General features: G+C 50.5%; 22 protein-coding genes. 10 read left to right on the forward strand and 12 right to left on the reverse strand.

The genetic code is table 11. The features are described 5' to 3' along the window. Positions 1-41: 41 nt before the first annotated feature. Together JWG88_RS06225 and JWG88_RS06230 are read right to left on the reverse strand one after the other, a co-directional pair. Positions 42-230, reverse strand: coding sequence for a Flp family type IVb pilin (locus JWG88_RS06225; protein WP_205232847.1), 189 nt, complete (start codon positions 228-230; stop codon positions 42-44). Positions 231-644: 414 nt separating this feature from the next. Then, positions 645-1,967: a DUF8689 domain-containing protein gene (locus JWG88_RS06230; RefSeq protein WP_205232848.1), complete on the reverse strand. Its 1,323-nt coding sequence runs from the start codon at positions 1,965-1,967 to the stop codon at positions 645-647. A 525-nt stretch (positions 1,968-2,492) separates the two neighbouring features. Here JWG88_RS06230 and JWG88_RS06235 point away from each other — a divergent pair. The 3 genes from JWG88_RS06235 (at position 2,493) to JWG88_RS06245 (ending at position 7,535) form a co-directional block, all read left to right on the forward strand. Beyond that, positions 2,493-3,779, forward strand: a complete 1,287-nt coding sequence (locus tag JWG88_RS06235; RefSeq protein WP_205232849.1) for an amylo-alpha-1,6-glucosidase — start codon at positions 2,493-2,495, stop codon at positions 3,777-3,779. Next, positions 3,772-4,653: an HAD-IIB family hydrolase gene (locus JWG88_RS06240; RefSeq protein WP_205232850.1), complete on the forward strand. Its 882-nt coding sequence runs from the start codon at positions 3,772-3,774 to the stop codon at positions 4,651-4,653. The genes JWG88_RS06235 and JWG88_RS06240 overlap by 8 nt, the downstream gene beginning before the upstream one ends. A gap of 347 nt (positions 4,654-5,000) precedes the next feature. Continuing rightward, positions 5,001-7,535, forward strand: a complete 2,535-nt coding sequence (locus tag JWG88_RS06245) for a S8 family serine peptidase (protein WP_205232851.1) — start codon at positions 5,001-5,003, stop codon at positions 7,533-7,535. A gap of 114 nt (positions 7,536-7,649) precedes the next feature. Here JWG88_RS06245 and JWG88_RS06250 read toward each other — a convergent pair whose 3' ends face one another. The 3 genes from JWG88_RS06250 to JWG88_RS06260 all read right to left on the reverse strand — a co-directional run bounded on the left by JWG88_RS06250 (position 7,650) and on the right by JWG88_RS06260 (position 10,591). Beyond that, positions 7,650-8,987 (reverse strand): uracil-xanthine permease family protein, encoded by a 1,338-nt coding sequence (locus tag JWG88_RS06250; protein ID WP_205232852.1) that lies wholly within the window; start codon positions 8,985-8,987, stop codon positions 7,650-7,652. A gap of 352 nt (positions 8,988-9,339) precedes the next feature. Then, a complete protein-coding gene (upp, locus tag JWG88_RS06255) occupies positions 9,340-9,966 on the reverse strand; it encodes a uracil phosphoribosyltransferase (protein WP_205232853.1) in 627 nt (208 codons plus the stop codon). Positions 9,967-10,429: 463 nt separating this feature from the next. Then, positions 10,430-10,591, reverse strand: coding sequence for a hypothetical protein (locus JWG88_RS06260; protein WP_205232854.1), 162 nt, complete (start codon positions 10,589-10,591; stop codon positions 10,430-10,432). A 115-nt stretch (positions 10,592-10,706) separates the two neighbouring features. Here JWG88_RS06260 and JWG88_RS06265 point away from each other — a divergent pair, with 115 nt between their 5' ends. Continuing rightward, positions 10,707-11,291 (forward strand): exopolysaccharide biosynthesis protein, encoded by a 585-nt coding sequence (locus JWG88_RS06265; RefSeq protein ID WP_205232855.1) that lies wholly within the window; start codon positions 10,707-10,709, stop codon positions 11,289-11,291. 181 nt (positions 11,292-11,472) lie between these two features. Here JWG88_RS06265 and arsB read toward each other — a convergent pair whose 3' ends face one another. Genes arsB through JWG88_RS21600 form a run of 3 tightly spaced genes read right to left on the reverse strand, consistent with a single transcriptional unit; the run spans position 11,473 to position 13,486 of the window. Further along, a complete protein-coding gene (gene arsB, locus JWG88_RS06270) occupies positions 11,473-12,657 on the reverse strand; it encodes an ACR3 family arsenite efflux transporter (protein ID WP_205232856.1) in 1,185 nt (394 codons plus the stop codon). Continuing rightward, on the reverse strand, positions 12,654-13,046 hold the full coding sequence (locus JWG88_RS06275; protein WP_240194293.1) for an arsenate reductase ArsC: 393 nt from the start codon (positions 13,044-13,046) through the stop codon (positions 12,654-12,656). The genes arsB and JWG88_RS06275 overlap by 4 nt, the downstream gene beginning before the upstream one ends. After that, complete coding sequence (locus JWG88_RS21600; protein ID WP_240194294.1) at positions 12,983-13,486, reverse strand: ArsR/SmtB family transcription factor; 504 nt, start codon at positions 13,484-13,486, stop codon at positions 12,983-12,985. Before JWG88_RS21600 ends, JWG88_RS06275 begins: the two co-directional genes overlap by 64 nt. A 232-nt stretch (positions 13,487-13,718) precedes the next feature. Between JWG88_RS21600 and JWG88_RS06280 the strand changes: the two genes are divergently transcribed. Together JWG88_RS06280 and JWG88_RS06285 are read left to right on the forward strand one after the other, a co-directional pair. Beyond that, on the forward strand, positions 13,719-15,095 hold the full coding sequence (locus tag JWG88_RS06280; protein WP_240194295.1) for a dihydrolipoyl dehydrogenase family protein: 1,377 nt from the start codon (positions 13,719-13,721) through the stop codon (positions 15,093-15,095). Between the two features lie 31 nt (positions 15,096-15,126). Then, a complete protein-coding gene (locus JWG88_RS06285; RefSeq protein ID WP_240194296.1) occupies positions 15,127-16,143 on the forward strand; it encodes an Lcl C-terminal domain-containing protein in 1,017 nt (338 codons plus the stop codon). A gap of 209 nt (positions 16,144-16,352) precedes the next feature. On the opposite strand, the gene JWG88_RS06290 is transcribed toward JWG88_RS06285, so the two are convergent. The 4 genes from JWG88_RS06290 to JWG88_RS06305 all read right to left on the reverse strand — a co-directional run bounded on the left by JWG88_RS06290 (position 16,353) and on the right by JWG88_RS06305 (position 20,238). Further along, the gene (locus tag JWG88_RS06290; RefSeq protein WP_205232858.1) at positions 16,353-16,640 is read right to left on the reverse strand and encodes a sll1863 family stress response protein; all 288 of its coding nucleotides are present in this window, start codon (positions 16,638-16,640) and stop codon (positions 16,353-16,355) included. Positions 16,641-16,714: 74 nt separating this feature from the next. Beyond that, positions 16,715-18,364, reverse strand: coding sequence for an ABC1 kinase family protein (locus tag JWG88_RS06295; protein ID WP_205232859.1), 1,650 nt, complete (start codon positions 18,362-18,364; stop codon positions 16,715-16,717). Positions 18,365-18,620: 256 nt separating this feature from the next. Continuing rightward, the gene (locus JWG88_RS06300; RefSeq protein ID WP_205232860.1) at positions 18,621-19,001 is read right to left on the reverse strand and encodes a cupin domain-containing protein; all 381 of its coding nucleotides are present in this window, start codon (positions 18,999-19,001) and stop codon (positions 18,621-18,623) included. A 358-nt stretch (positions 19,002-19,359) separates the two neighbouring features. Further along, the gene (locus tag JWG88_RS06305) at positions 19,360-20,238 is read right to left on the reverse strand and encodes a hypothetical protein (RefSeq protein ID WP_205232861.1); all 879 of its coding nucleotides are present in this window, start codon (positions 20,236-20,238) and stop codon (positions 19,360-19,362) included. Between the two features lie 436 nt (positions 20,239-20,674). On the opposite strand from JWG88_RS06305, the gene glpA reads away from it, so the two are divergent. From glpA to JWG88_RS06325, 4 genes are all read left to right on the forward strand, one after another. Next, complete coding sequence (gene glpA, locus JWG88_RS06310) at positions 20,675-22,252, forward strand: anaerobic glycerol-3-phosphate dehydrogenase subunit A (protein ID WP_205232862.1); 1,578 nt, start codon at positions 20,675-20,677, stop codon at positions 22,250-22,252. Positions 22,253-22,256: 4 nt separating this feature from the next. Then, positions 22,257-23,555 carry a glycerol-3-phosphate dehydrogenase subunit GlpB gene (gene glpB, locus JWG88_RS06315; protein WP_205232863.1) on the forward strand — a complete coding sequence of 433 codons (1,299 nt, stop codon included), beginning with the start codon at positions 22,257-22,259 and terminating at the stop codon, positions 23,553-23,555. A 198-nt stretch (positions 23,556-23,753) separates the two neighbouring features. After that, entirely contained in the window at positions 23,754-25,064 is a 1,311-nt protein-coding gene (locus JWG88_RS06320; protein WP_205232864.1) for a PQQ-dependent sugar dehydrogenase, read from the forward strand. Positions 25,065-25,180: 116 nt separating this feature from the next. Next, positions 25,181-25,885, forward strand: a complete 705-nt coding sequence (locus JWG88_RS06325; RefSeq protein ID WP_205232865.1) for a DUF6639 family protein — start codon at positions 25,181-25,183, stop codon at positions 25,883-25,885. Positions 25,886-26,039: the final 154 nt, after the last annotated feature.

Raw genomic sequence — 26,039 nt, forward strand, 5'->3', positions numbered from 1 at the left:
CTGCTTTTTCATTTCAAAAATCAGTAATTTTTAAAAAAAACTTAAGGTGCCGCTGCGCCAGTTAACTCGTCACTTATCGTAGTAAAAATGGTAACTAAAGCATCCCCAGTTGTACCCAATATGGTAATAATAACGACAGCTATCAAAGCAGCAATCAAACCATACTCAATAGCAGTTACACCATCTTCTTCCACCAAAAAATTCTTAATCAAGGTTAATATTGAAGCCATAATACCCTCCATTGAATTGAGTTTCAGTGCGTGATATCACGCACCATTATTATTGAGGGAATTCCCCCCTGAAAAGCTTTAGTGCTAATGTTTAATATCAATCGAATATAATTGACTAAGTACATCCCCCGATGTATGGATTACCTTACCATTATGCCTATCATTGATTAGAATTGGAAGGATTTTTTTCACTAACAGTAAAAAAAGTTAAGTATTTGATCTTAAAGGTTTTTAATTGGTACTTATACGTAATATCACTTGCTGATAATACCTATTGGCAGATAGGTATTTTTACCTATCCAGGCTAGCAATTTTACTGCCAGCCTTAAACTTGCACCTGTCAGTTTGCCGCAGCATGCTACCTCATTAAGGCAGGCGGATAGAGTATGAAAAGGATGGTAATTTGTTCGTGCTCTAACGATTTTCTCCAAGTCCGGTAGCGGAGAAATACAACATCATGGATCTGTCAAGGTCGGCACTGGTCATACTCAACGGTTTATTATCATATTTGGCGATATTGACCAGCTGCTGCAGGATATCTCTGGGGTGACAGCTCCGCAGAGACCTCACGCCGCGAAAATGCCGTTCGAGCAGATCTTCAACGGCCTTTTTATCGTAAGGGATATTGAGGTTGTGTGACTCTTCCTGAAAAATTGTGATAAAATCCTGTTCGCTGGGATCCTGCATGTGGATTTTATACGGGATTCTCCGCAGGAAAGCCTCATCGAGATAGCGCCCCGGATCAAGGTTGGAACAGAAGACCAGCAATGCGTTGAATGGAACCATTATCTTGTTGCCGCTGGGAAGGGTAAGGTAGTCGATCCTTTTCTCGAGAGGCAGCATCCAACGGTTCAGCAGGGCTTCCGGTCCGACACGCTGGCGACCGAAATCGTCGATGACGAAAATGCCGTTATTGCCTTTGAGCTGGAGGGAGGCTTCACAGATTTTCGTCTGGGCATTAAAACCAATCTCCAGGGAATCAAGATCCATCTCGCCGCCGACCACGACTGCAGGACGTTCGATTTTCACCCAGCGCTGATCGGCTTTCTCCAGAGGCTCGCTGCTTCGTGCAGGGGTGTGGCATTGCGGATCATAGAGCTGAATCAATGCTCCCTCGACAATAATGGTTTTGGGGATATATATGGTATTGGTAAAGCATTTGGCGATCCGGGTGGCTATTTCGGTTTTTCCGTTACCCGGCTCTCCATAGAGGAACAGCCCCCTGGCGGAGTTGACCGCCGGGCCGATGGAATTATAATACCTCTCAGGCAGAACAAGCCCGGCAAATGCCTTCCGCAGCTGATCCCGTCCGGGATTTTCATTGCGGATCGATTGTTTTTCTATGCTGGAGATATATTCCTCAAGCGGAACCGGTACGGTTCCCATATAATTTGAGTGCTCCCGGGCAAACAGTGCCTTTTCGCGGCCCTCCTCGGTTAAGATATAGATGAAATCATCTATCCCCGAAGTCAGCTGATGGGAAAGAAGGAGACGCTGCTTCAAATCATAGAGCAGATCTTTGAAGAGCTTCAGCGGCAGGCCTATTTTTTGTGAGATATCCTTACCGCTCAGTGAACCGTAGGAAAGAAGCAGCTTACAGATCAGATCCTCGATGAAGATCTGATTTACCCCGGTCTGCTCCAACCTCGCCGGCACCTCCGGAAAAAAGGGCCCGGAATCTTTTCTCTCTGCTTTATTGTCTGCTATTCGTAGTATAGCGCTTAATGTACGAGTCATAACAATGTCCTCTTACTTTTATAAGAAAGTAAAAATGCCGCCGTTTTTTAATAAAAAGATACTACTGGGTATAGAGGAAAAACGAGCATCACTGTTCAGAAGAAAAGCGAACCTGAGGATAATTTCCTAAATCAGCCTAACTCGGATTTTCTCTTTTTCCTAGCTTTTTTTTTCCTGGTATTAAGAATTTTTTTATATAAAAGTTATTTTGAGATCGAATGGAAAGCTGTGTCAGTTGCCATTTAGACTGCTGCAACCGGCTCTCATAGAATTCACATTTATGATCTTATATTATGTTGGGATTACTTCCACACCCCCAAGGTTCGGCGGTTTTTGATTGATCGGGTTTTAGCTGCCCTCACCAAGAACCCGGTACACTTTTTATGAATATATCTTGATTCAACTCCGGTTAGGATATTATCCTGATAAAAAGGTTTAAAAGGAGGTGAAGTCGCCGGGTATCTCTTCCTGCACATAGGAAAATCACCCACCCGGTCCGAAGTATACCGAAATAAGGATACAAAAATGACTGCAACGGAAACAACGAATAGTCTCAAAGAAAGTAAAGATATTTACCAAAACGGCTACGCCAAGGCTCTGGAACTCCTGCATAAATGTGCCTCAAAAGACGGTTTTCTGGCATCGCCGACCGAAAAAACCAACTACCGCAGAATCTGGGGCCGCGACGGCGCCATCCTGGGCATTACCGCCCTTATGACCGATGAAGCCGACCTCATCGACGCCGGCCGGCAGACCCTGCAAACCCTTGCTGCCTATCAGGGACCGCATGGCGAAATCCCCAGCAATGTCGACACCGCCAGCGACAGGATCAGCTATGGCGGCATGGCCGGACGGGTTGACGCCAATCTCTGGTTTATTATCGGTTGCGGTGAGTACTGGCGGGCGACGGGAGATGACGATTTTCTCGATGAGATGATACCCGCCATAGAGAAGGTGCGTTTTCTCCTCGGCGCCTGGGAGTTCAATAACCGCGGCCTCCTCTATATCCCCGAGACAGGTGACTGGGCCGATGAATATATTCATAACGGTTACGTCCTCTTTGACCAACTTCTTTATCTGCAGGCGCTCCGCACACTTTGCGCCATCCACAGGGCCCGGCAGAATACCGAGGATCATGCTCTGCGGGAGAAAGTCAGCCGCCTGAAACACCTTATCCGGGCGAATTACTGGTTTGTCGACGACATCATCCCCGACGACGTCTACCATGAAATCCTCTACAAAAAAGGGCGCAAGGCCGCCACCAAATGCGCCGCCAGCTATTGGGTCCCTTTCTTTTCACCCCACGGCTATGGCTACAGATTTGACAGCCTGGCCAACGTTCTTGTCTCCCTGCTCGACGTTGCCGACGATGAGCGCAGGGACAATGTGGAAAAATATATCAGAAATACCGTCATGACCGACGGCGAACAGCTGCTGCCGGCCTTTGCCCCGGTAATCAAACCAATGGACGATGACTGGAAGGATCTGCATATGACCTTTACCTATACCTTCAAGAATGAACCGTATGAATACCACAACGGTGGTCTATGGCCGATGATATCAGGTTTTTATGTTGCCGATATGGCACGGCGCGGCAAAAAGGACATTGCCGAGCGTCATCTGCAAAAGATCCATGAAGCCAACAGCCTGGTCATGGATGGGGAGCCCTGGGGCTTTCCCGAATATATCCACGGCAGCAAACATAGTGCCGCCGGAACCCGCCATCAGGGCTGGAGCGCTGCCGGCGCCGTTATCGGCACCTGCGCCCTGCAGGGAAAATCATTTTTCCGTATTGGTGACAGGGATGAATAATATATTGATCTGCAGTGATCTGGACCGGACCATTTTGCCGAATGGCTCCCAGCCGCATTCGCCCAGGGCTTTCCCAATACTTCATAAACTTGCCGGCATGGCTGAAATTACCCTTGTCTATGTCAGCGGACGCTCTCAATCTCTGCTCAAGGACGCTCTTGAAGAATATGATATCCCCTTGCCCGATTATGCTATCGGCGATGTGGGCACCACAATCTATAACCCTGCAGATAACTGGCGGCCCTGGAAGGACTGGGCTGCCGAGATAGCAGAGGACTGGCAGGGCAGAAGCCGCGATGATCTTGAAAAAATGTTCGCCGATATCACAATGCTCGAAGCCCAGGAGGCCGCAAAACAGAATACCTTCAAGTTAAGCTATTACACCGATACCGCCATCGACAAAGACGATCTCAAGGCAGAAATGGAGAAGCGCCTCGATGCAGCCCGCATACGCGCCAGCATCATCTGGAGCATCGATGAAGAAAAGAATGTCGGCCTGCTGGACGTCCTGCCCAAAAGGGCCACCAAGGTTCATGCCATCCGCTTCCTGATGAAGAAGATGGAATTTCCCGAAGAAAGGACGGTGTTCGCCGGCGACTCCGGCAATGACCTGCCGGCTTTGACCAGCGGCCTCAATGCCATTCTGGTCAAAAACGCCATGGAAGAGGTGAGGCAGGAGGCGGTAAGTACTATAAAGGAAAAGGGGCTGGAGCGTTGCCTCTATCTTGCCAAAGGCGACTTTCTCGGCATGAACGGCAACTACTGCGCCGGGGTGCTGGAGGGTGTGGCACACTTCTTTCCGGAGACGCAACAGCTGATGAATATCGATAATTTTGTCAAGGATGGAAAAAATTCACCGCATCACGGAGATTAACCGACACACTCCAGATCATACTATTCCATTGACTAAATATTGCTCCGTGTAATACACTTTCTTATAACAAATATTTTGAGTACTTCTATCCCTGCCGACACAAAGACAGGGATGAAAAACCGCGCGTCTTTGCCAGATAGCCCGGCCGCCTGATAACCTGGTTGCCTTTATTCTAAAGGTGTTCCGGTTTTTTGATGAACATACTACCGCCTGGTATATCGAGCGTTCTCGTAGTAGGAGTTTATGCCCGCACGGGTACTTATCGCAGAGTCAATTCTTTCTACTTTTTATACCATTTTTTAGGATACACCAATGACTTAAGAGAAAATAAACAGGGAGGTAAAGCTATGCGAAAATATTTGATCAGCACACTGCTTTTTGCAAGTATTCTATTTGTCGTTGCTCATGCCTTTGCCGCATCTGACGAGAGATCCGGTCCACCCGGAGCAGAATTGAATTATAAAGGAACAAAAACTCGGGGAATTACAGTATCAGGTCATACCATTCCTGCCGTCTCAAGATCTTCATCACATCGTTTTGTTCCCGACTCCGTCCTTGTCCGTTTTAAACCTGGCACCAAAGCAGCTGACAAAAGCATGGGCCGGCAGATGATAAGGGCTAAAATGCTCCGGACCTACTCTCTTGTGCCTAATCTCGAATATCTGCTCATCGATATACCCGGTCTGGAAGTCAAGGATGCCATCGAAATACTGGAGCGGTTGCCTTTTGTGGAATACGCCCAACCAAACCATATTATCTCCATTAGCCAGACCATCCCGGATGATGCCAATTTTTCAGAACAGTGGGCGCTTCACAACATTGGCCAATCAAGTGGGTGGGACAGTTTCTGGGGGCTAGGACCATTATGGGGTCCGGGTACCATCGATGCCGATCTCGACGCTCCAGAAGCCTGGGATACTCTTACCAGCAGCTCCCAGCCGGTGGCCATAATCGATACCGGCATCGCCTACGATCATCCGGATCTTGATGGCAATATCTGGATAAACATCCATGAAATTCCAGATAATGGCATAGATGACGATGGCAATGGTTATGTAGATGATGTATATGGCTGGGATTTTGTCAACGACGACAATGATCCGTATGACGGTCATGGTCATGGTTCTCATGTCGCAGGTATTGTGGCAGCGGAAGGCAATAATGGAGTATCGGTTCCTGAATACGATCTTGGCACCACTGGAGTACTGTGGCAGGGGAAGTTGATGGCTCTGAAAGCATTGGATGATGCGGGACAGGGCTGGCTGACTGACGCGATTGATGCTCTGCAATATGCTGTAGATATGGGTGCCAGGATATCCAACAACAGCTGGGGGTATTATGATGAACAGGAGTTGGGACACCAGGCTCTTTATGACGCCATTGCAGCCGTACGGACGAATAACCATCTCGTCATGGCCGCAGCAGGTAATGGAAACTCTTGGGGTCTTGGTGTAGATACAGACACAACCCCTCATTATCCGTCTGGCTTTGATCTGGATAATATCATTTCCGTGGCTGCTACGGATTATAACGATAATCTTGCCGTGTTTTCCAATTATGGATTTGAGTCTGTCGATCTGGCAGCACCTGGTGTACAGATTTTCAGTACCTGGAAATGGACAAATGGTTATCCTGATTATTCGTGGCTGGATGGGACATCAATGGCCACTCCTCATGTCAGCGGAGTGGCGGCTATGATAATTGAGCAGCATCCCGACTGGTCGTATGCTCAAGTCCGCAATCGAATTCTCGATACCGTTCGGCCGGTGTATGAACTTTCCACAAAAACTGTTACCGGGGGAATTATTAATGCTGCAAATGCTGTTGCGATTGCGACCGCTTACCCCACGGCGAATTTTTCGTATATTACAGACGGGCAGACAGTCACCTTTACCGATTTGAGTAATGACAGCGACGGTGACATCATGATTTGGGCCTGGAATTTCGGAGATGGAAACTCCTCGAGTTTGGAGGATCCCGCACACACCTATGCCGACCCGGGTACATATGTGGTCAGCCTTACGGTGACTGACAACGATGGCGCCTCGGATACAGCAAGTCAGGAAGTTACCGTGGCAGCACCCTCAAATGAACCACCAGTGGCTTTCTTTACCTATCAATGCACTGGTTTGACATGCAGTTTTTTCGGATCCGGCTCGGACGAAGATGGGAATATTGTCCAATATCAGTGGGATTTCGGGGATGGAAAAGCCTCGAGCGAGCAAAATCCTGTGTATTCATACACAAATAGCGGTGAGTACAGCGTGACTCTCATTGTTACAGACGATGAGGGGGCTACAGGCACAGCCAGTCAGCAAGTGAGCTTGAATGACCTCAGCGGAATCAATGCACCCGCAGATTTGGTCGCTATTGTCGAGGCTAATACCGTACACCTGCAATGGCGTGATACTTCAGGCAATGAAGATGGTTTTGTGGTTGAGCGGGCAGAGAAAATAAGAGGAAAATATCTTTTCGAAAGGCTCGGTGAGACTGGGGAGGGATATGATGGTACTGCCGGCTATAGCGACATGAATATATCTCCAGGCAACTACAAGTATCGTGTTTATGCCTATAATGCCACAATTTCTTCAGATTTCTCCAATGAAGTCCTTGTCAAGGTTGAGGAAATTTCATCATTTTGCGGTGATGGGTACTGTCATCCGGAGGAATATTGCAGTTGTCCTGATGACTGCGGAACACCACTATCTTCGGAGACAAACTGTAGTGACGGCATTGATGATGATTGTGACGGGTTCATCGATTGCCTGGATGCAGATTGCACCAATGAGCTGTCCTGTGGCGACTGTGGAACTAAAGGCTCGTTATGTGCGACTGCTGCTGACTGCTGTTCAGGTGATTGTCGCGGTATTAAGTGCAAATAATCACCCGTCCGGCTTTGCTTTAAACCATAATGCGTATTGCCCGCCTCCATGTGCCTGGTTGCGGCGCAAGTTTTTCCGGGCAATACGTTTTATTTGATTAATCGTGCTCCAAGGTCAATTCGTGATGCCATCTTTGTCTTCCCTTTCCTGCGGAAGCACAAGATTGAGGAAGAGACCCAGGATGCCGGCTAGGCCTATTTTCTCAATGGCAAAGCTGCCGGCGGTAAATTTCATGCCGCCGATGCCGGCCACCAGAATGACGGCGACAATTACCAGATTTCTGGGAGTGGAGAGATCTTTACCGGAGCGCACCAGGATATTGATGCCGATGACGGTGATCATGCCGAAGAGCAGGATCATGATTCCCCCCATTACCGGGGATGGAATTGTGGTCAGGAAGGCACCTATCTTACCGACAAAGGAGAGCAGGATGGCGAAAATAGCCGCCCAGGTCATGATCGCCGGGTTAAAGGCTTTGGTCAGGGCAACTGCACCGGTTACTTCCGAATAAGTGGTGTTTGGCGGTCCGCCCAGAAACGAGGCCAGGGAAGTGGCCAGCCCGTCGCCGAGCATGGTGTTCTTGATGCCCGGATCCTTGACGTAATCCTTACCGGTTATGCCGCCGACAGCAAGAACATCGCCAAAATGTTCAATGGCCGGAGCAAGTGCCACGGGAACAATGAAGAGAACAGCTTCCCAGCGCCATTCCGGCAAGGTGAAATTCGGTATCGCAAACCAGACCTTTTCAACCACCGGCTGCATGGATATGAGCGCAGGCGCCGTCCAGTTCGGCAAATCCCCCGGATCAAAAGATGCCTGCATGGATGCCGAAAAACCGACCAGATCAAGAACCAGGGAAACGCTATATCCGGCGATAATGCCGCAGAGAATGGGAATCAGCTTGAACCATCCCCGGCCCAGAAGTGAAACCAGTGCAGTGGTGACCAGAGCCACCGTGGCGATGATCGTCGCCGTGGTACCGGGCACCAGCCAGGCAGAGCCGTCACCGGTGCGTCCCATGGCCATATGCACCGCTACCGGTGCCAGCACCAGGCCTATGACCATAATAACAGGTCCGGTGACAATGGGAGGCAAGATCCTGTGAAGCATGTCCGAGCCGAATATGCGGACGACAAAGCTCAGAATTACATAAAACACACCGGCGGCGGCAAGGCCGCACATAGTCGAAGGTATGCCCCAGGTCTGGACGCCGTAAATAATAGGAGCGATAAAGGCAAAGGAGGAAGCCAGAAATACCGGAACCTTTCCCTTTGTCACCACCTGAAAGAGCAGGGTGCCTACTCCGGCGGTAAAAAGAGCGACATTGGAATCCAGGCCCGTCAGTATCGGCACCAGCACCAGGGCGCCGAAGGCCACGAACAACATCTGGGCGCCGACAAGGCCGTCGCTGATTCTGAATTTATACTCTGAATTCGGTAGATCTGCTGCCATGCATCCTCTCCTTACATTTCTGATTCGTAACTATTCAGCAGCACCCCATCTGCACGCGATCAGCCCGAAAAACATAGGCACACTATAGTTTTTTATAGGCTGCTTACGCACATCCGGAGTCTACGCTTACCTGGAGCACTGTTGAACAGTTACAGTTCAAGCTAAGCTGCTGTTTTTTTAGCTCTTTGCTAAATAGTTACTCTAATTCTTTCTATAAATTATCTTTTTACGAGTCCTTCTCGGCAACTTCGATGACTTTTAACGAGATCATCATCTTTCGTCGTTATTTCCGGGGATCCTGAACTACGTATTGCGGATCAGGCCCCGGGCTGATTTTTATATATCGCCGCTGCTATTTAGTCCCGAATATTTTATCTCCGGCATCGCCCAGACCAGGAAGAATATAGCCAACCTCGTTCAACCGTTCGTCCATTCCGGCAATATATATTTCAACATCGGGATGAGCTTCGGTTATTCTCTTTACTCCCTCGGGAGCGGCGACGACGAAAAGTCCCTTGATATTTTTACAGCCCGCCTTTTTCAAGGTTTCAATGGTGGCCAGCAGCGTGCCCCCGGTGGCCAGCATGGGATCGAGAATCAAGGCAATTCGCTTTTCCATCTCGCTGGCTGTCTTCACGTAATATTCGACGGGCTGCAATGTTTCTTCATCTCTGTAGTAGCCGACTACGCTCACTTTGGCCGAGGGGATAAGGTCTATAACGCCGTTCATCATTCCGAGACCGGCACGGAGAATTGGTACGATAGTGATCTTCTTGCCCTTAATTTTTTCCACTTCCACCGGCCCGGCCCAGCCTTCGATGGTTTCTTTTTCGGTGGGCAGATTTTTGGCTGCCTCATAAGTCAACAGCCGCGCCACCTCGGAGGATAAATCCCGAAAATCCTTTGTGGAGATATCTTTTTGCCGCATGAGGCCAAGCTTATGTTTGATCAGTGGATGATCCACCACATGTACGCTCATATTTTTTCTCCCTGTGGTATGATAAAGATCAGGATTGACTTCTTCACTGCAAAGTGAAGTTGTCACGATCTCAGATGGCTGGATAAAAAGTTCGATTTACAAGACGCAATGTTTTTGGCAGGCCTTTGACCATAGTATGTCGAAGTTCTGCCAAAAACCTGCAACGCCGGATATCGGGCTTTTTGCGAGGCCATCATCATTTATTGCAGCTGATGTAAGTTTTTCGTTATCTGTTGAGCAGATATTAAATATGGACGGAAAAAGCAAGTCTTTTCCAGAGAAAGGAGAGGATCGAGAGAGATGGTGCACCACCTTTTTCATAAACAGCCGTCGCTTTACGCACCTGCCGAAGAATATGAGGACAACGCCTGTGAAGCCTCCCTGGCCGAAATTTTGTGGTATTTATTGCAAATACCTTGCTCACAACAATCCGTGCAGGGACATAGAAGGGACCTGAACAATGTCAAAAGCCGGGAGCCATGCTCTTCTTCTGCTGAAATTCATCTCCCGCATGCTTTTTTCCTCTGCTTTTCTGCTCTGTCAGTTCATCATCACCGGCTGTGGTTTCACCGTCTATCCCCCATCCCGCCCCGATGACCCGGCGCCGGTCTTTCTTCTTGATCATGGGTACAGTCCCGACCTTGAGCTGAGGATTAGGAGTAATCAGGTTAAAATTTTCGGTTCTCCCGAAATTGCAGGTTCAACTTTTCTCGAAAAACAGGTAATGCACAGGTACTACAATGGCAAAGGAACTCCGTAATCTGGAGCAATTGCTTGATAGGATAAGTGAGATCGTCAACGAGCAGGATCGTATCTCTCTGGGGATTATAGTGGAGACGATTGGCAGCAGATCCTTCGGGCCTCTGCTGCTCCTGGCGGGCATTATCCTGGCTTCCCCCCTTAGTGGAATCCCGGGTATGCCGACAGCCATGGGGATCTTTGTTATACTGATCATCAGTCAACTGCCCTTGCACAAAAACGGATTCTGGCTGCCGCGCTGGCTGCTGAAGCGCTCGGTGAAAAAGAAAAAGGCCGATCAGGCCATACACTGGCTGCGCCCCTCGGCGCGCTTTATCGATCGCTGGCTGCGGCCGCGGTTGATGATTTTTGTCAAAGGTGTAAGCACACACCTTATCGCCTTGATTTGTATTATCATCTCTGTCTTTATGCCGGTGATGGAACTGCTCCCTTTTTCCGCTTCCGGAGCCGGTGCAGTTCTTGCCCTCTACGGACTTGCACTGATTGCCAATGATGGTTTTCTGGCTCTGATCGCCTTTGTCCTCACGGGTATTGTTTCGCTATTGATTATTTACAGCCTTTTATGATGGACTCGTAAAAAACCCGATCTACGTTTTCAGATACTACGCCTAGTATATCGGGCTTTCTCGAAGTCGGAGTTTATGCCCGTCCGGGTGCTTATCGCAGAGTCCATCCCGGAACTTCGATGACTTTTTACGGGATTATCTTCTATAACAATACTATCTGCCCTGTCTCGGACAAATAACCTCAGTTTTCTGCAAACCAATGCCTGGTGTTCAAACAGATTTTCACCAGCATCAGCATGACCGGTACCTCGATCAACACACCGACCACCGTCGCCAGCGCCGCCCCGGAAGAGAGGCCAAAGAGCATGACTGATGTGGCGATGGCCACCTCGAAGTGATTGGAGGCGCCTATCATGGCTGCCGGTGCGGCGTCTTCATATTTCAAGCGAAATACCCGGGCGAGCCAGTAGCCAAGCGCAAAAATCACCACCGTCTGGATAAAGAGCGGCACGGCAATCCAGACAATGGTCAGCGGATTGGAGAGGATGACCTCTCCCTTGAAGCTAAAGAGCAGCACCAGCGTAGTAAGCAGGGCGATTATGGTCACCGGGGTAAGAACATGGAGAAAACGTTCTTTAAACCATTTTTCCCCCTTGGCCCGCAGGATCATTTTTCTGGAGAAATAACCGGCTACCAGCGGCAAGGCGACATAGACGGAGATGGAGAGCAACAGCGCCTCCCAGGGAACCGGCAGACGTCCTACCCCGAGGAGAAAACCACCCAGAACACCGTAGAGAACCAGCATGGTGAGGGAATTAATGGCGACCATCACCAGGGTCAGGCCGTCGTTGCCGCGGGCCAGAAAACCCCAGACCAACACCATTGCCGTGCATGGCGCTATCCCCAGGAGTATGCAACCGGCCAGGTAACTGCGCCACAGCGGTATCTCCAGCATTTTTACACCCTCATGCAGGACTACGGTGCCTGCACCATGGGTGGCACCCACATCCAGGTCCAGGCCGAAGGGCATTTTGACCAGATCGACCGCCTCAACCCCTATAAATCCGCGAAAGAGTACGCCGAGGAAGAGGGCGGCAATGGCATACATGGTAAAAGGCTTGACGGCCCAGTTGATAAACATGGTAAGAAAAACCGGTTTACCGCTTTTGCCGGCCTGTATCACCGATCCGAAGTCTATCTTCACCATAATCGGATACATCATGAAAAACAGACAAACGGCAATGGGAATGGAGACAACCGGAGCTCCGCCGACATTCAGTGTCATGTCGTCCAGCGCCCTGGCGAATCCGGGAGCTATTTTGCCTAAGATAACGCCCAGGGCGATACACAAAAGTACCCAAAGGGTTAGATAACGCTCAAAAAGAGAGGACATTTTGCGGTCATCCCCGGGTTGTGCTGCTGTCATTTCTCTTTCTCCTCCAGAGGTAAGGATGCGGGAAAAGACTGAACATACGCCTGAATCTCATCCCTCACCCTTCGATAACATTGAAGTATATCTTCTTTCGATTGCAAATTCCGGGCAAGCCTCGGGGGGTCGTCGAATCCTTTATGGACCAGACGGCAGCCGGGCGGTACAAGCGGGCAGCTCTCATGGGCATGATCACAGAGAGTGATGATGACATCGAAGCTCTGCAGATCAAACTCATCGAGCTGTTTGGAGCGATGGCCGGAGAGGTCGATGCCTGCCTCATTCATCACTTCCACGCTATAGGGATTGAGTCCATGGGCCTTTATTCCGGCGGAATGGGCCTCAAGGGAATCGGCATGGAGATGACTGGTCCAGCCTTCCGCCATCTGGCTGCGACAGGAGTTGCCGGTACAGAGGAAGAGAATCTTTTTTTTGTTCGATTCTGCGCGCATACCCCGGCTGGGGTGGTGTCACCTCGCCGCTTTCTGCAGATGGCTTCAGGGTTCTCGGCGAGGACAGCTCTCATCCGCTCCATATTCTTTACAATGTCGCTATCCTGCAGAAGATGCTCTTTGAGCCAGTCCATGGGGAACTCATGCGGCAGATCGTCCCTGAGCCGGCAATAGACCCAGCGCCCCACCTTTCTGCTTTGCACCAGGTCCGCTTTCTGCAGTAGAGAAAGATGCCGTGAGGCGGTAGCGCCGGCAACCCCAAGGAGTTCCGTAAGTTGGCAGACACAGAGTTCGTCATGCTGCAGCAATGCCGCCACGATTCGCAGGCGGTTTTTATCCGCCAGCGCTTTGAACATTGACGATAATGTCTGCATAAGCATCTCTCCGGTTCTTCATTTAGCCGATTGACTAAATATATCCCGTTTTTCTTAGATTTTCCATCGCCTTTTTTGATGGGAGTGATAAAAAGCCTACTGAAGAAAAAACCATCCCTTGCAAGATGGCTCCAAAATACGTAGACTGTTTATACTAAATATCAGATGGTTACGGCGAAGCAAGCCAGAAAATCCAGGCAATTGGCAGAAAACCACACCAAGGGAGACAACTATGATCATAAAAAAGTATGATGTCATCATCATCGGCTCCGGAACAGCAGGGCAGACCGCAGCATATGAGCTCGCTGCAGAAGGGTTGAGTGTCGCCCTGGTCGAGCAGAGCGATTCCCCGGGTGGTGTCTGTGCCTTGCGTGGCTGTCAGGCCAAAAAATGGTTTTACGAGGTAACCGAAGTAGTAGCCCGCAGCCGCCATCTTCAACATATCGGCGTCACTGTACCGCCGCTGACGGACTGGCGGGAAATTCTCAATGAAAAAAACAGATTCACCTCAACCGTTCCCGAGAGTACGGTTAAAGCCCTGCGCGGCAACGGTGTTGAGTATCTGAAAGGTTCGGCACAATTTGTGGATGGCACCACCCTCCAGTTTGGTGAAACAAAGATTCAGGGACGGTATATCGTTGTGGCCACGGGAGCAAAACCCATGGATTTACCTTTCGAGGGTCAGGAATACATGGCTACCAGCAGTGATTTTCTCGAACTGCGAGAGGTGCCCCCGCGCATTGCCTTCATCGGCGGCGGATTCATATCTTTTGAATTTGCTCATTTTGTGGCCAGGCTGGGCGGTAAAAGCGGTGAGATTCATATTCTTGAAACAGAATCACGGCCGCTGGGCTCCTTTGACGGCGATATGGTTGACCAGCTGGTCGAGGCTTCGGAAGGTGAAGGAATTGTAATTCACACCGATATTACTGTCTCTTCCCTGCATAAGCAGGGTCCGTATTACCAGGTTGAACTGGCATCCGGCGATATTCTCGAAGTTGATCTGGTGGTCAACGGCGCCGGCAGGGCTCCCAACATCTCATCGCTCAACCTGGAGGCGGCCGGTGTTGAATTTTCAAAAAAAGGAATAACAACCGATCCGGCCATGAGAACCTCGAATCCCGCTGTCTTTTCCGCAGGCGACTGTACCGACAGTCCTCAACTTGCCCGGGTCAGCGATATGGAGGCCCGGATAGCCGTCAAAGCCATAATGGCAGCGGAAAAAGGCGGCGAGATGCCGCACATGGACTACAGCGCCGTTCCCGCGGTACTCTTCACCTACCCTCAACTGGGCATGGTAGGAAAAACCGAAGAGCAGCTGCGTCAGGAAAACATCAAATACTGGAAGAGCCACGATACCCATCTGGACTGGACAACATATCGTCGGGTCGGCATGAAGCATGCTGCCTACAAAATCCTTGTCGATGAAAACGACCAGGTTCTCGGAGCTCATTTTCTCGCCGACAATACTACCGGGCTGGTCAACACCTTCAAGCAGGCAATGTTGGATAAATCCCCCATTTCCAAGGTCCGGGACGACAACATCCTTTCCCCTTACCCGTCACGGGAGAGTGATATCCTCTACATGCTGGGCCCTCTTCTCGACTGATCCTCATGCCATATCCAACCGGAGAGAAACGATGATAAAGCATATCCTCTGGACCGGCCTTGCGGAGTGCTTCGACAGCGACGGCAAGACCGTGCCGTGCCGGGGATCGGGCCAGGATGGAGAATATCCTTGCGGATACCCATGGCCGGAGCCGCGCTTTGTGACGGAGAATGACGCGCTGGTTCATGACAGGGCCACCGGGCTTTACTGGATGATCGATGGCAATCTCTTCTCCTATCCGATGTCCTGGCAGGAGGGACTTGAACAGGTCCAACGGCTCAACGAAGCAAAAAAATGCAAGCGCAGCGACTGGAGGCTGCCTAACCGTCGTGAAATGAGAAGCATTATCAGTCATGGTGCCCGAAAACCCGCGCTGCCTCAGGGCCACCCCTTTAAAAATGTCTTTCTGGGCTGGTATTGGACCTCGACAACCTCGGCCAGGTCACCCGGCTATGCCTGGTATGTCCATATGGAAGGCGGGAGAATGTTTTACGGCCGTAAAGACAGCTATTATCTGATCTGGCCGGTGTGCGGAGAAAGTGGAATACTCCCCCGTACGGGACAGAATAACTGCTATGATGAACGGGGAGGGGAAATATCCTGCGATGCCGACGAAGCATACGGTCAGGATGGTGCCCTGCAGTATGGGGTTGCCTGGCCCCTGCCCCGGTTCAGACATATGCAAGAGGGTATAGCCGATGATCTCACCGGCCTTATCTGGCATCATTCGGCTGATCTTGAAAAGCTTTCAACCTGGAAAGAGGCTTTGGCAGCGGTGCGGCAGCTGGCCCTGCAGTCCCAGTTGCCGTGGCGTCTCCCCTCTATCAATGAACTGGAGAGCCTGGTGGATGCTTCCTCTCACTCGCCGGCCCTGCCTGCAGGACATCCTTTCTCCGGCGTCTGTGAGGCATACTGGTCATCAACCACAAGTTATTTTGAGCCGGACTGGGCATATGTGCTCTATTTGCACAAAGGGGCGGTGGGAGTCGGCTTCAAAAAGAACCGGGATTTTTCTCTGTGGCCGGTAATGGAGAAAGCTGCTGTTTAAACCGTGCTGCAATAATATTCCGTGACTACCCCTAATCCTCATTTCAAGGTCGGGACTGCTCTTTTCACGGGGCCTCTGCAGCCCGGACGGCTGCAGCGAAGCCCCCATGGATGGGTGGCCTGGGCCAGAAAATGCTGAGCTTCAGGGTAATTAAATTATGAGAGCAACCGGCAAGCGTCTTCGAAAGTGCCATTTATGGACGACAGCCACTATTTAAACCGTGCTGCAGCCGACCTTAGGGCATCATTCATCGTTTCCAGTGCCAGATCGACCCCGGCCTTTAGATCCCCCCAGGCTTCCTCGCCACTCTGCTGAATTTTTTCCAGCGTCTCCTCTATCTGCATGCGCTTGCTTTTCAACTCGGCAATCTGCTCATAGAATTCCACCCTGGAATCCTCCTCAACCTGAGCAGCCTTGATCGACATCCTGTCTATCTCCGCATCCCATTCATCAATTTTTTGATGCAGTTTCCTGATAAACTCTTCTTTCTTCTTCATAACCAACTCCTTCTAATACTCGGTTCAGATCTTGAACCCACCCAGGCAGCGGTCGGGCTCAGCTGAGTCCGTCATTATTTCCTTTTGCGTAATATGGTATAAATCAAATACATGCCCAGGATAACCGACAAGAGATAGCCAACGACACCAAGTGCCGGAAAACCAAAAAGATATGGGCCGACTCCAGTGGTAATAATCATGGATGATCCAATTATTATAGAACCGGTAATGATGCCTGCCGTTAACCGGTTGGAGGCATGTTCAAGTGTGCTGAGCAATCGTTCCAGTTTTTCCAGGCGAAAGGTAAAGCCCAGTTTTCCCCGCTCCAGCTTGTTGACAACCTGACCGATCTGATATGGTATTTGCCGTTGTGCAAATATTAAGCCTGCAAATGAATTCCTGATCTGACGCCAGAGGACATCGGGCCGGTAACGTCTCAATGCCAGTTTATGGATGTAGTCGCTGATCTCGGATATGATATCGAGATCGGGATAGACCAGGCGAGCAGAACCTTCCGCGGTTACCAGCGCCTTTATCATTACTATAAAATTTCTGGGCATCTGCAGATGATGGGCTCTGAGGAGATCGGTCAAGCTCAGCAGAAACTGCCCAACATCCATATCCTTGATCGGAAAGGCATGATAGTTGTCGAGAATTTCGAGCAGTTCACGTTCAAGATTGCCGGGATCGATCATTTCCCCTTTGGTATCGCACAATTTCAGAAAGCTTTTCAGCAAGGCATCGCTGTCCTTTTCAACTACCGCCTTGAGCAGATCGATGAGCAGAAAACGGTCCTTTTCCGTGAGCCTGCCCACCATTCCCCAGTCGATAAGGCAGAGTTTCATGTCTTCCATAAGCAGAAGATTCCCAGGATGGGGATCGGCATGAAAAAATCCGTCTTCGAGAATTTGTTTGACGCCGGCATTTAAGCCCATGATGGCGATCTTTTCGCGGTCATATCCCGAAGCCGTTGACAACTCTTTAAATTTAGCGCCCTCGATATGTTCCATGACCAGCAGCCGTTCATTGGAATATCTCCGGTATGTTTTCGGAATATAAAAATCTTTTTTGGAAGTATAGGAACGGGCGATTTCCATATTCTGCAATTCCTGTATGAAGTCCAGTTCCTTTATCAATGTACGCCTGATCACCTTGACCAGGCCCGGCAAATCATAATGCTGCACGTCCACAAACTGATGATTGAGAAAACCGGCTATGCCTTCGAGGATATCAAGATCCAGTTTGATGTTTTTAGCAATGTCGGGCCGCTGCACCTTGACGGCGACAAATTCTCCTCCCTCCCGCAGAACCGCCCGATGAACCTGAGACAAAGACGCCGCGGCAATCGGATCGACATGAAACATTGAGAACACTTCTCTGATTGGGCGGCCCAGGTTTTCTTCGACGGCGGCTGAGATCTCTTCAAAATCAACTTCAGGCACATTATCCTGAAGCTTTTCCAACTCGTTCAGCATTCCCCGCGGCAGCATATCGGGCCGCAGGCTCATAACCTGACCGAATTTGATGAATGTCGGACCCAGATCTTCTATGGCGGCACGAATTCGCTCATAGCTTTCCAGCTCGAGATTTGGCGGATGTATCCGGCGAAGAAGATCGGATCCCGGAGTATCGAGGTGCTGTACAATGTCGTCAAAGCCGTATTTTGCCAGAATGGCAACGATATCCTTGAAGCGCTTGAGTTTTCTCAAATCATTGATCTGCATGGTATCTCGCCTCGTCCTGGATGGCTATCATGTAAGAACACCGCTGCAACTTCATAAAGTCCTGCAACAGGCTTTCCTCTTCAAATGATTGCGGAGTAAACGACGTCATCGGTAAGAAATCCCTTAAAAAGTCTTTAAAGTTACCGTGATAGTGGTAATACCTCTAATCATTGAAACTAGTTGTGTCGAGTCCACTCTCCTGCGAGGGCGAGCCGGGTAAAAAGTCATCCGGGTTGTGGAGATGGTCCCTGGAGAATTATTTACCTTTTTCTTCCAGTGCAACATAACATCCACTCCTGAACGGAGGAGAGCAGACCGCATAAAAAATCAGGTCATCATCACCTGAGTTGGTAATTCTCTGCCTGGTGTTCTCCGGAATTCGCACTACATCTCCGGCTTCGACAACCTCAGGAGCTCTTTCTCCCACCTCAACCCTGCCGTTGCCGCTTGCTATGATGTACCTCTCCACGACACCGTCCAGCATATGCCAGGCAGTCGTGAAACCGGGTTTGACCCGCGCCCGGGCTATGGAGACCACAGAATCACTTTCATCGTTGGCGATTTCGGTTATGAAGCACCCTTCTCTGAACCAGTATTCTTCCTTCTCGGTTTTTCTTTTTACTTCCGCTTTCATCATATCAACTCCTTTCTTTAGTATCTATCCGGCTCCATCTTTTTGACCTGAATAAATCGATATGTGGGAACCGCAATTATTCATTCAAACCAGATTTTACCACTGAAAAGCTATGGAAACCAATACCAGAGAGAGGCATATCCGGCATCTGAGATGCTTGACAACGTTTTTATGAGATTCTGATTACCCTGAAGCTCGGCATTTCCTGGCCCAGTCCCGACCTTGAGCTGAGGATTAGGGGTAATCAGGTATGAGATAAAATAACCGGGAGGGGAAAGGATGGAGGGGTCAGTCGGTACAGCAGCATCTGGTGGATGGCGTTGTAAATCAATTTTTTACGACGTCATCAGAATGGTAATCCCTATTTCCTCTTGTGCATGTTGGCAATGATTTCTTCGGCATCTTTCTGCTTGCTTTTAAAGATCCTGGCCAATTCTATAGCGGTAGAAGGTATTTCCTTCTCCTTTTCATATATTTCAAGCAACTCGTTATAATACTTATAGAAAAAGAAGAAGAGATCCTGATAGCAGGACTCGGTAAAGGAATTGATGATTAGTTTGATAAGTTTGCCATCCTTATCGGCAACCATTTTGGTCTTCTGGAAGGGCTCTATGGTTTCCTGGAATAATTTGGTTATGAATTCAACATCCCTGACATCATGGACTCGATCAAACTCATTTTGAAAACGGGAAATCGTCGAATAAGCAAATCTGGTAATTTTGTTTTGGTCAAAGACCTTCTCCGCTTTCTGCAGGGCACTTTCCAAAAGTCCTCGCGAACTTGTACTCTCCCTGATGATTCTAGCTTCGGCCGCCGCCATGCGGGCGGCAATGGTTTTTTCGAGTTTGTCCTCTCTTCTTTTGAGATCTTTTTGACGTTCCTCAAGTTCTCTGACCTGCTGATGAAGTTCATCGCTGAAATTCTTAAAGGCCCTCTGGTGTACAGCTTTATCGAAATAGGCGTTGAGCTCTTCGCCGATTTTGGTAATCTCGACAATCTCGGCGGCCTGGGAAATCTGCAGGGAGCTAACGAAAACTCCATCCAGATGGTCCGTGGCGTCCGAGATGCGCTCCCGATTTTTTTCAATGGCCATCATGGCCTGATTGGCGGAGGCATGAACGGTCAGGGTAACTTTTTCGACGGCCTTCTTGAGGAGCTCGTTTTCGGCCTTCAGATATTTTGAAGTCGTATGGGCACCGGCAAGACGTGTGGTATTGGAAGTAGTAAAATTGTTCGTCATTAAAGAATATTTGCTTAAAAGTGTATAACCCAGCTGAGCTGGACTCTTTACCGATAATTCAAAATCCCCTGAGTCTGGTGTGCTGTTCTCTCCAAAACAGCACCTGTTTTAAATACAATATCCTTCAGCTTTATGGAAGTTTTTAATTTTAAAGCAGGCTCCTCTCCTGCCGCCCATTGTGCTGTGGAACGAAATGTTCTCACCATAAGAGCGACAGGCACTGCACTCATTTTTATCCAATTCAGCTTTCGTTTGAATCTATTTTTGATTTCACTTGAAATAATATATAAAACACTATAGAAATTGATGGAGGGGTGTTCAACATTTCCCCTGTCAGAACTGGGTTCCCGATGAAAAGAGCTGTCCAGGCCTGGGCCAGGATTGCTGAGTCTCAGGGGTAATCAGAAAATCTACAGCAGAGTGTTCGACAAAAGGAATGTCAACCTTGGAAACGGAAGTACTTATTATCGGAGGCGGTGTCACCGGGGCCGGAATCATGCGCGATCTTGCCCTGCGGGGAATCCACTGCATCCTTGTCGAGAAAAACGATCTCTGCGCCGGTGCCTCCGGGGGAAACCACGGTCTGCTTCACTCGGGAGCGCGGTATGTATCCAACGATCTGCAGTCCGCTGTCGAATGCCGCAACGAAGGATACATTCTCAAGAAAATTGCTCCTCACTGTATTGAGGAGACCGGCGGGTTGTTCGTCGGTATGGCTGGTGACGATGAAGAGTTCGCAGCCCGATTTCAGCCTCTCTGCCGCACCGCCGGCATTGCCTGTGAAGAGGTGTCTTCTCATGACGCCATGATCATGGAACCCGGCCTCTCCAATAAGCTGTTGCGGGCGTTCCATGTGCCTGATGCGACGATCGATCCCTTTCATCTGGCACTGGAAAACGTCGCTCATGCCGCCATGATCAACACCAGCCGCTATTTACCCCACTGCGGCATCGTCGGCCTTCAACAACGGCACGGGCGGATACATGAGGCATTGTGCCGCGACAACCTCACCGGCAAAACCCTTACTATCCGGGCACAGCAATTCGTCAATGCAGGCGGAGGATGGGCCATGGAAATCGCTGCTCTGGCGGGCTGCGATGACGTGCGGCTTCTCTGGTCGAAAGGCACCCTGCTCGTCACCCATAATCGCTTGACTGATCGTGTCATCAATCGCCTCAGGCCGCCCTCCGACGGCGATATTCTTGTCCCCGGCGGCACAGTATCCATCCTCGGCACCACCTCTTTAAGGACAGACACCATTGACAATGTACAACCGACCGTGGAAGAGGTAAACCATAACATCAGGGAAGGGATGGTCATGATTCCAGGACTCGAGCATACCCGGTTCATCAGGGCCTTCTCCCGGGTTCGCCCCCTGGTGCAGGAGGCGCAGCAGGATGATGACCGCAATATCGCGCGCAGCTTCTCGCTTTTTGAGCACAGTTCCTCCCTGGAGAATTTCTGCACCATCACCGGCGGCAAACTGACCACCTACCGGCTCATGGCTGAAAAAACAGCAGATCTCGTTGCCCTCAGACTCGGCAACACCCAATGCTGCACCACTCATCTCACGGCTCTTCCTGATTCAAGTGACTGCAGATGGACCGAACCCGGAGAATCTTCACACTATTGTTTTACCGCAAACGATGCTGAAGACTTGCTTCTATGCGAGTGCGAGATGGTGCCGCAGTCAGCGATCTCGCAAATAATCAATGAGACGCCCGGCGCCGAAAAGGAAATGAGCCTGACTGCCATCGCCCTGCGCAGCCGGGCCGGCAAGGGTTCCTGTCAGGGATCTTTTTGCGGTATGCGCATAGCCTCTTTCCTCTATGACTGCGGACATTATGCAGATTCCACCGGTCTCGATCACATGCGGGATTTCTTCAGCGAGCGCTTCAAGGGAATGCGCTGTGTTATCTGGGGGCAGCAGATGGCTCAGATGGAACTGGCCGAGGCACTGCACAAAGGCCTTCTCGGCCTGGACCTTCTCGATGCTGAAACTTCAGTCGGGTAAATAAATGGACTCTCGATACATAGAAACGGATCTGGCCATCATCGGCATGGGACTGGCCGGAACCGCAGGCGCGATTTTTGCCGGCAACAGAGGTATGTCCTGTACAGTCGCCGGCAATACCGGCGCCCTGACCTACACCACCGGCTATCTTGACCTTTTGGGCTTTCTTGATTCCCGGATTATCGGTAATCCCTGGGAAAGTCTTATCGGGCTGAGAAACATCAACCCCGGGCACCCCCTGGCCGGTATCTCCGCTACTGCCATCGAGTCTGCCTTTGCAGAATTTATCACCTTTGTCGAAGAACACGGCATCGGCTATTCAAGACCCGGCAAGAAAAATATCTGCGCGCTCACCCCTGCTGGAACGATCAAGCCCACACTCTGTGTCCCGAAAACCATGGAGAATGGCATCGAGGCCCTGAAAAACAAAGGTGAATGCACGATTTTCGGTTTTCATGGCCTCAAGGGATTCAGCGGTTCTCAAATAGTCGCCAACCTCCGTAAAAGCTGGCCGAAACTGCAGCAACGCAAAGTTACCTTCCCTGGCCATAGAGGCGGTGAGCTGTATCCCGAGGCGGCGGCCCGTTCTCTTGAAGTTGCTGAAAACAGAAAGCTGCTTGCCGAGATTATCAACAGGGAGGCAGGGGCATCCGCTTTCGTCGGTGTTCCCGCTCTGTTGGGGATGCACAGGCCGGACGTGGTTCTTGCCGAACTCCAGAGACTGACCGGACGTCTGCTTTTCGAAATTCCCACCATGCCGCCATCCATTCCAGGAATCCGCCTGCGCGAAATGTTTGAGCAGGCTCTCCCAGGCAAAAACAGGATGCTGGTGCCGCAGCAAAAAGTCGATGCCATAGATTTTTCACAGGAATCTCTTGAACTAAAACTCAGCGACAATCGTGGTTCTCTGGTTATTCGAGCCAAATCGGCCCTGCTGGCGACAGGCCGGTTTCTCAGCAGCGGACTGACCTCGCATTTTGATGGTATCAGCGAATCCCTGATCGGTCTGCCGGTATACCAGCCTCCCTGCAGGCGGGACTGGTACCGCAAAGAATATTTCGACAGCCGCGGACATGACATACATCTTGCCGGCATTGAAACGGACGGTTCTTTTCGCCCGCTCGGACACTCCGGCAAGCCCTTTGACCCGCGGTTATTCTGCGCAGGCACCGTCCTGGCCCACCAAGACTGGATCCGTCAGCGCTGCGGTGCCGGCCTGGCGATTGCCACTGCTTACAGGGCGGTTGAGGAGGCGCTGAAATACCTTAAAAGCGGCCGTGCTGCCCGGAGCGGCACCCGCTAGAGTTTTGTTCTCACTCACCATAGCACCTTACTCCTTTTGACCAACCTCCCGGCCCGCCAAAAAGACGCTTGACCCGTCGAACAACAATGCATACGATTGAGCAATAACCGCCATTCCTGACAAAAATGCCCCGCCTTGGACCGTGTATATTTCAAGACGGATGTCCGCATCCCCTCTTCTATCGCGTAGAGGTGTCCCATGAGTAGACTACCCGGATTATTATGGCTTGGTCTGATGCTCACTCTTGCAGGGTGCAATCATACGGCACAATTACCTGTTTCAGCAGGGACCGGTCCCGATCCGGTATTGCCGTCCCCGCCTGACAACATTATTCCCACCGTTAACATAGCCCCGGCCAAAGGCTGGCCCGAAGGTGGTCAACCCGTTTCCGCTCCAGGAACGACGGTACGGCCTTTTGCCGATAGCCTGGATCACCCTCGCTGGATCTATGTCCTACCTAACGGAGATGTCCTGGTGGCCGAAGCGAATGCTCCGGAAGAAGCGGGCAAAGAGGGCATCAAAGGCTGGTTGATGAAAATGATGAAAAAAATTGCCGGTGCCGGCGTACCCAGTGCCGACAGAATTACCCTGCTGCGCGATAAAGACGGTGACGGAGTGGTGGATGTACGCACCATTTTTCTGCAGAAACTCCATTCTCCCTTTGGCATGGCACTTATTGGAGATACCTTCTTTGTTGCCAATACCGATGCCCTGCTGAGTTTTCCCTACACGCCGGATACGACCCAAATCAAGGCCCCCGGTACCAAAATCCTGGATTTGCCGGCAGGAACCATCAACCGGCACTGGACTCGCAATATTCTTGCCGCCGGAGATGACCGCACGCTCTATGTTACCGTGGGCTCAAACAGCGACCATGGGGAAAATGGGATGGAAAGGGAAAGGGGACGTGCCGCAATCTGGGTTGTCGATACCGAAACAGGAGATCACCGCCTCTTTGCCACCGGCTTGCGTAACCCCAACGGCATGGCTATCGAGCCCCTCAGCGGTGTGCTCTGGACCTCGGTCAATGAGCGCGATCAGCTGGGCAGTGACCTGGTTCCCGACTATATGACCTCGGTGCGCGACGGTGGGTTTTATGGCTGGCCCTACAGCTACTTCGGACAGCATATCGATACACGCGTGCAGCCTCAGAGACCGGATCTGGTGAATCGTGCCATAATACCGGACTACGCTCTTGGACCGCATACCTCCAGCCTGGGCCTGGTTCACTCGGAAGGTGTCAGGCTGCCTGAGCCGTTTACCGAAGGCATGTTTGTCGGCCAGCATGGCTCCTGGAACCGCAAACCGCATAGCGGATATAAAGTAATCTTCGTCCCCTTTCATGAGGGCCGGCCGGATGGGCTGCCCATAGACCTTCTCACCGGCTTCCTCAGCGGGGATGGTGATGCCCTGGGACGACCGGTAGGCGTGGCCATTGACAAACAGGGTGCCCTGCTGGTAGCGGACGATGTCGGCAACATTATCTGGAGGGTAACCGCGGATCAATGACGTGCGCTCCCGATAACGTAGCGGCCTGATTTTCTGCACCCCACCCTTTTTTTCCAAACTGGGAGTCGATACATCAGCGGACTGTTGCAGTCTCTCAAGCAAGGGAGCAAAATGTCATGCCTGAAATCCCACCACCTAACAGACTAATCCTGTTGTTTTCTTTAATGCTGATTGTTCTTTCTTTTAACGAGGCACCCGCTGGAAAATATACATGTGATGGATTGCCTGCGATTACCGTTTTCGCAAAAGACCCCCATACGGCGAACACCATCTGCGATTATGCGGAAAAGTCACTATCGATTTTGAGCCGGTTCGGACTCATTCCTCTTCATCAGATCATCATAGAAATAGTTGAGGAAGAAATACAGAACCTTGGCTGCACTGCCTATGGCGCCTACGACAGTCGCACGGACAGGATCACCCTGATGTCATATCAATCGATCCTCCGCAATCAGGACCATCCACAGATGTATGGAGAATTTTTTGATCGGGTTTTTTACGGCAGTGTAATAGCACATGAAATAACCCATGCTGTTTTTCATCAATATTCTCCGCACATCTCTCCAGGAATCGTCCAGCAGGAGTATCTTGCTCATGCCATCCAGCTTGCAGTTCTTCCAGAAGACAGGAGAACCGGCATCGTCGCCCGGATGGAGGTCACTCCCTGGGAATCAGGAGATATCATAAGCGATACCTATTTGGGTTTGGACCCGGAACATTTTGCGGTAAAATCATATAGTCATCTGGTGACATGCGATGATCCTCAAGCCTTTATTGGAATCTTGCTGAATTCGAAATGGTTTTCCATTAATGTTCCCTGAGGCAGGAGGTGAAGCGGGCCGGGACTGAGAATCAGGGATAGTCACTCAACCCGCTTCTGAAATATTTGCACTGCCTTTCCAATTGTGATAAAGGAAGACAAAATGCTCCCTGATTCTCTCAAGGTCAACTGCCGCCTTGTCAGAGGAGTCGAAC

The sequence above is a fragment of the Desulfopila inferna genome (assembly GCF_016919005.1).
GTDB lineage: Bacteria > Desulfobacterota > Desulfobulbia > Desulfobulbales > Desulfocapsaceae > Desulfopila_A > Desulfopila_A inferna.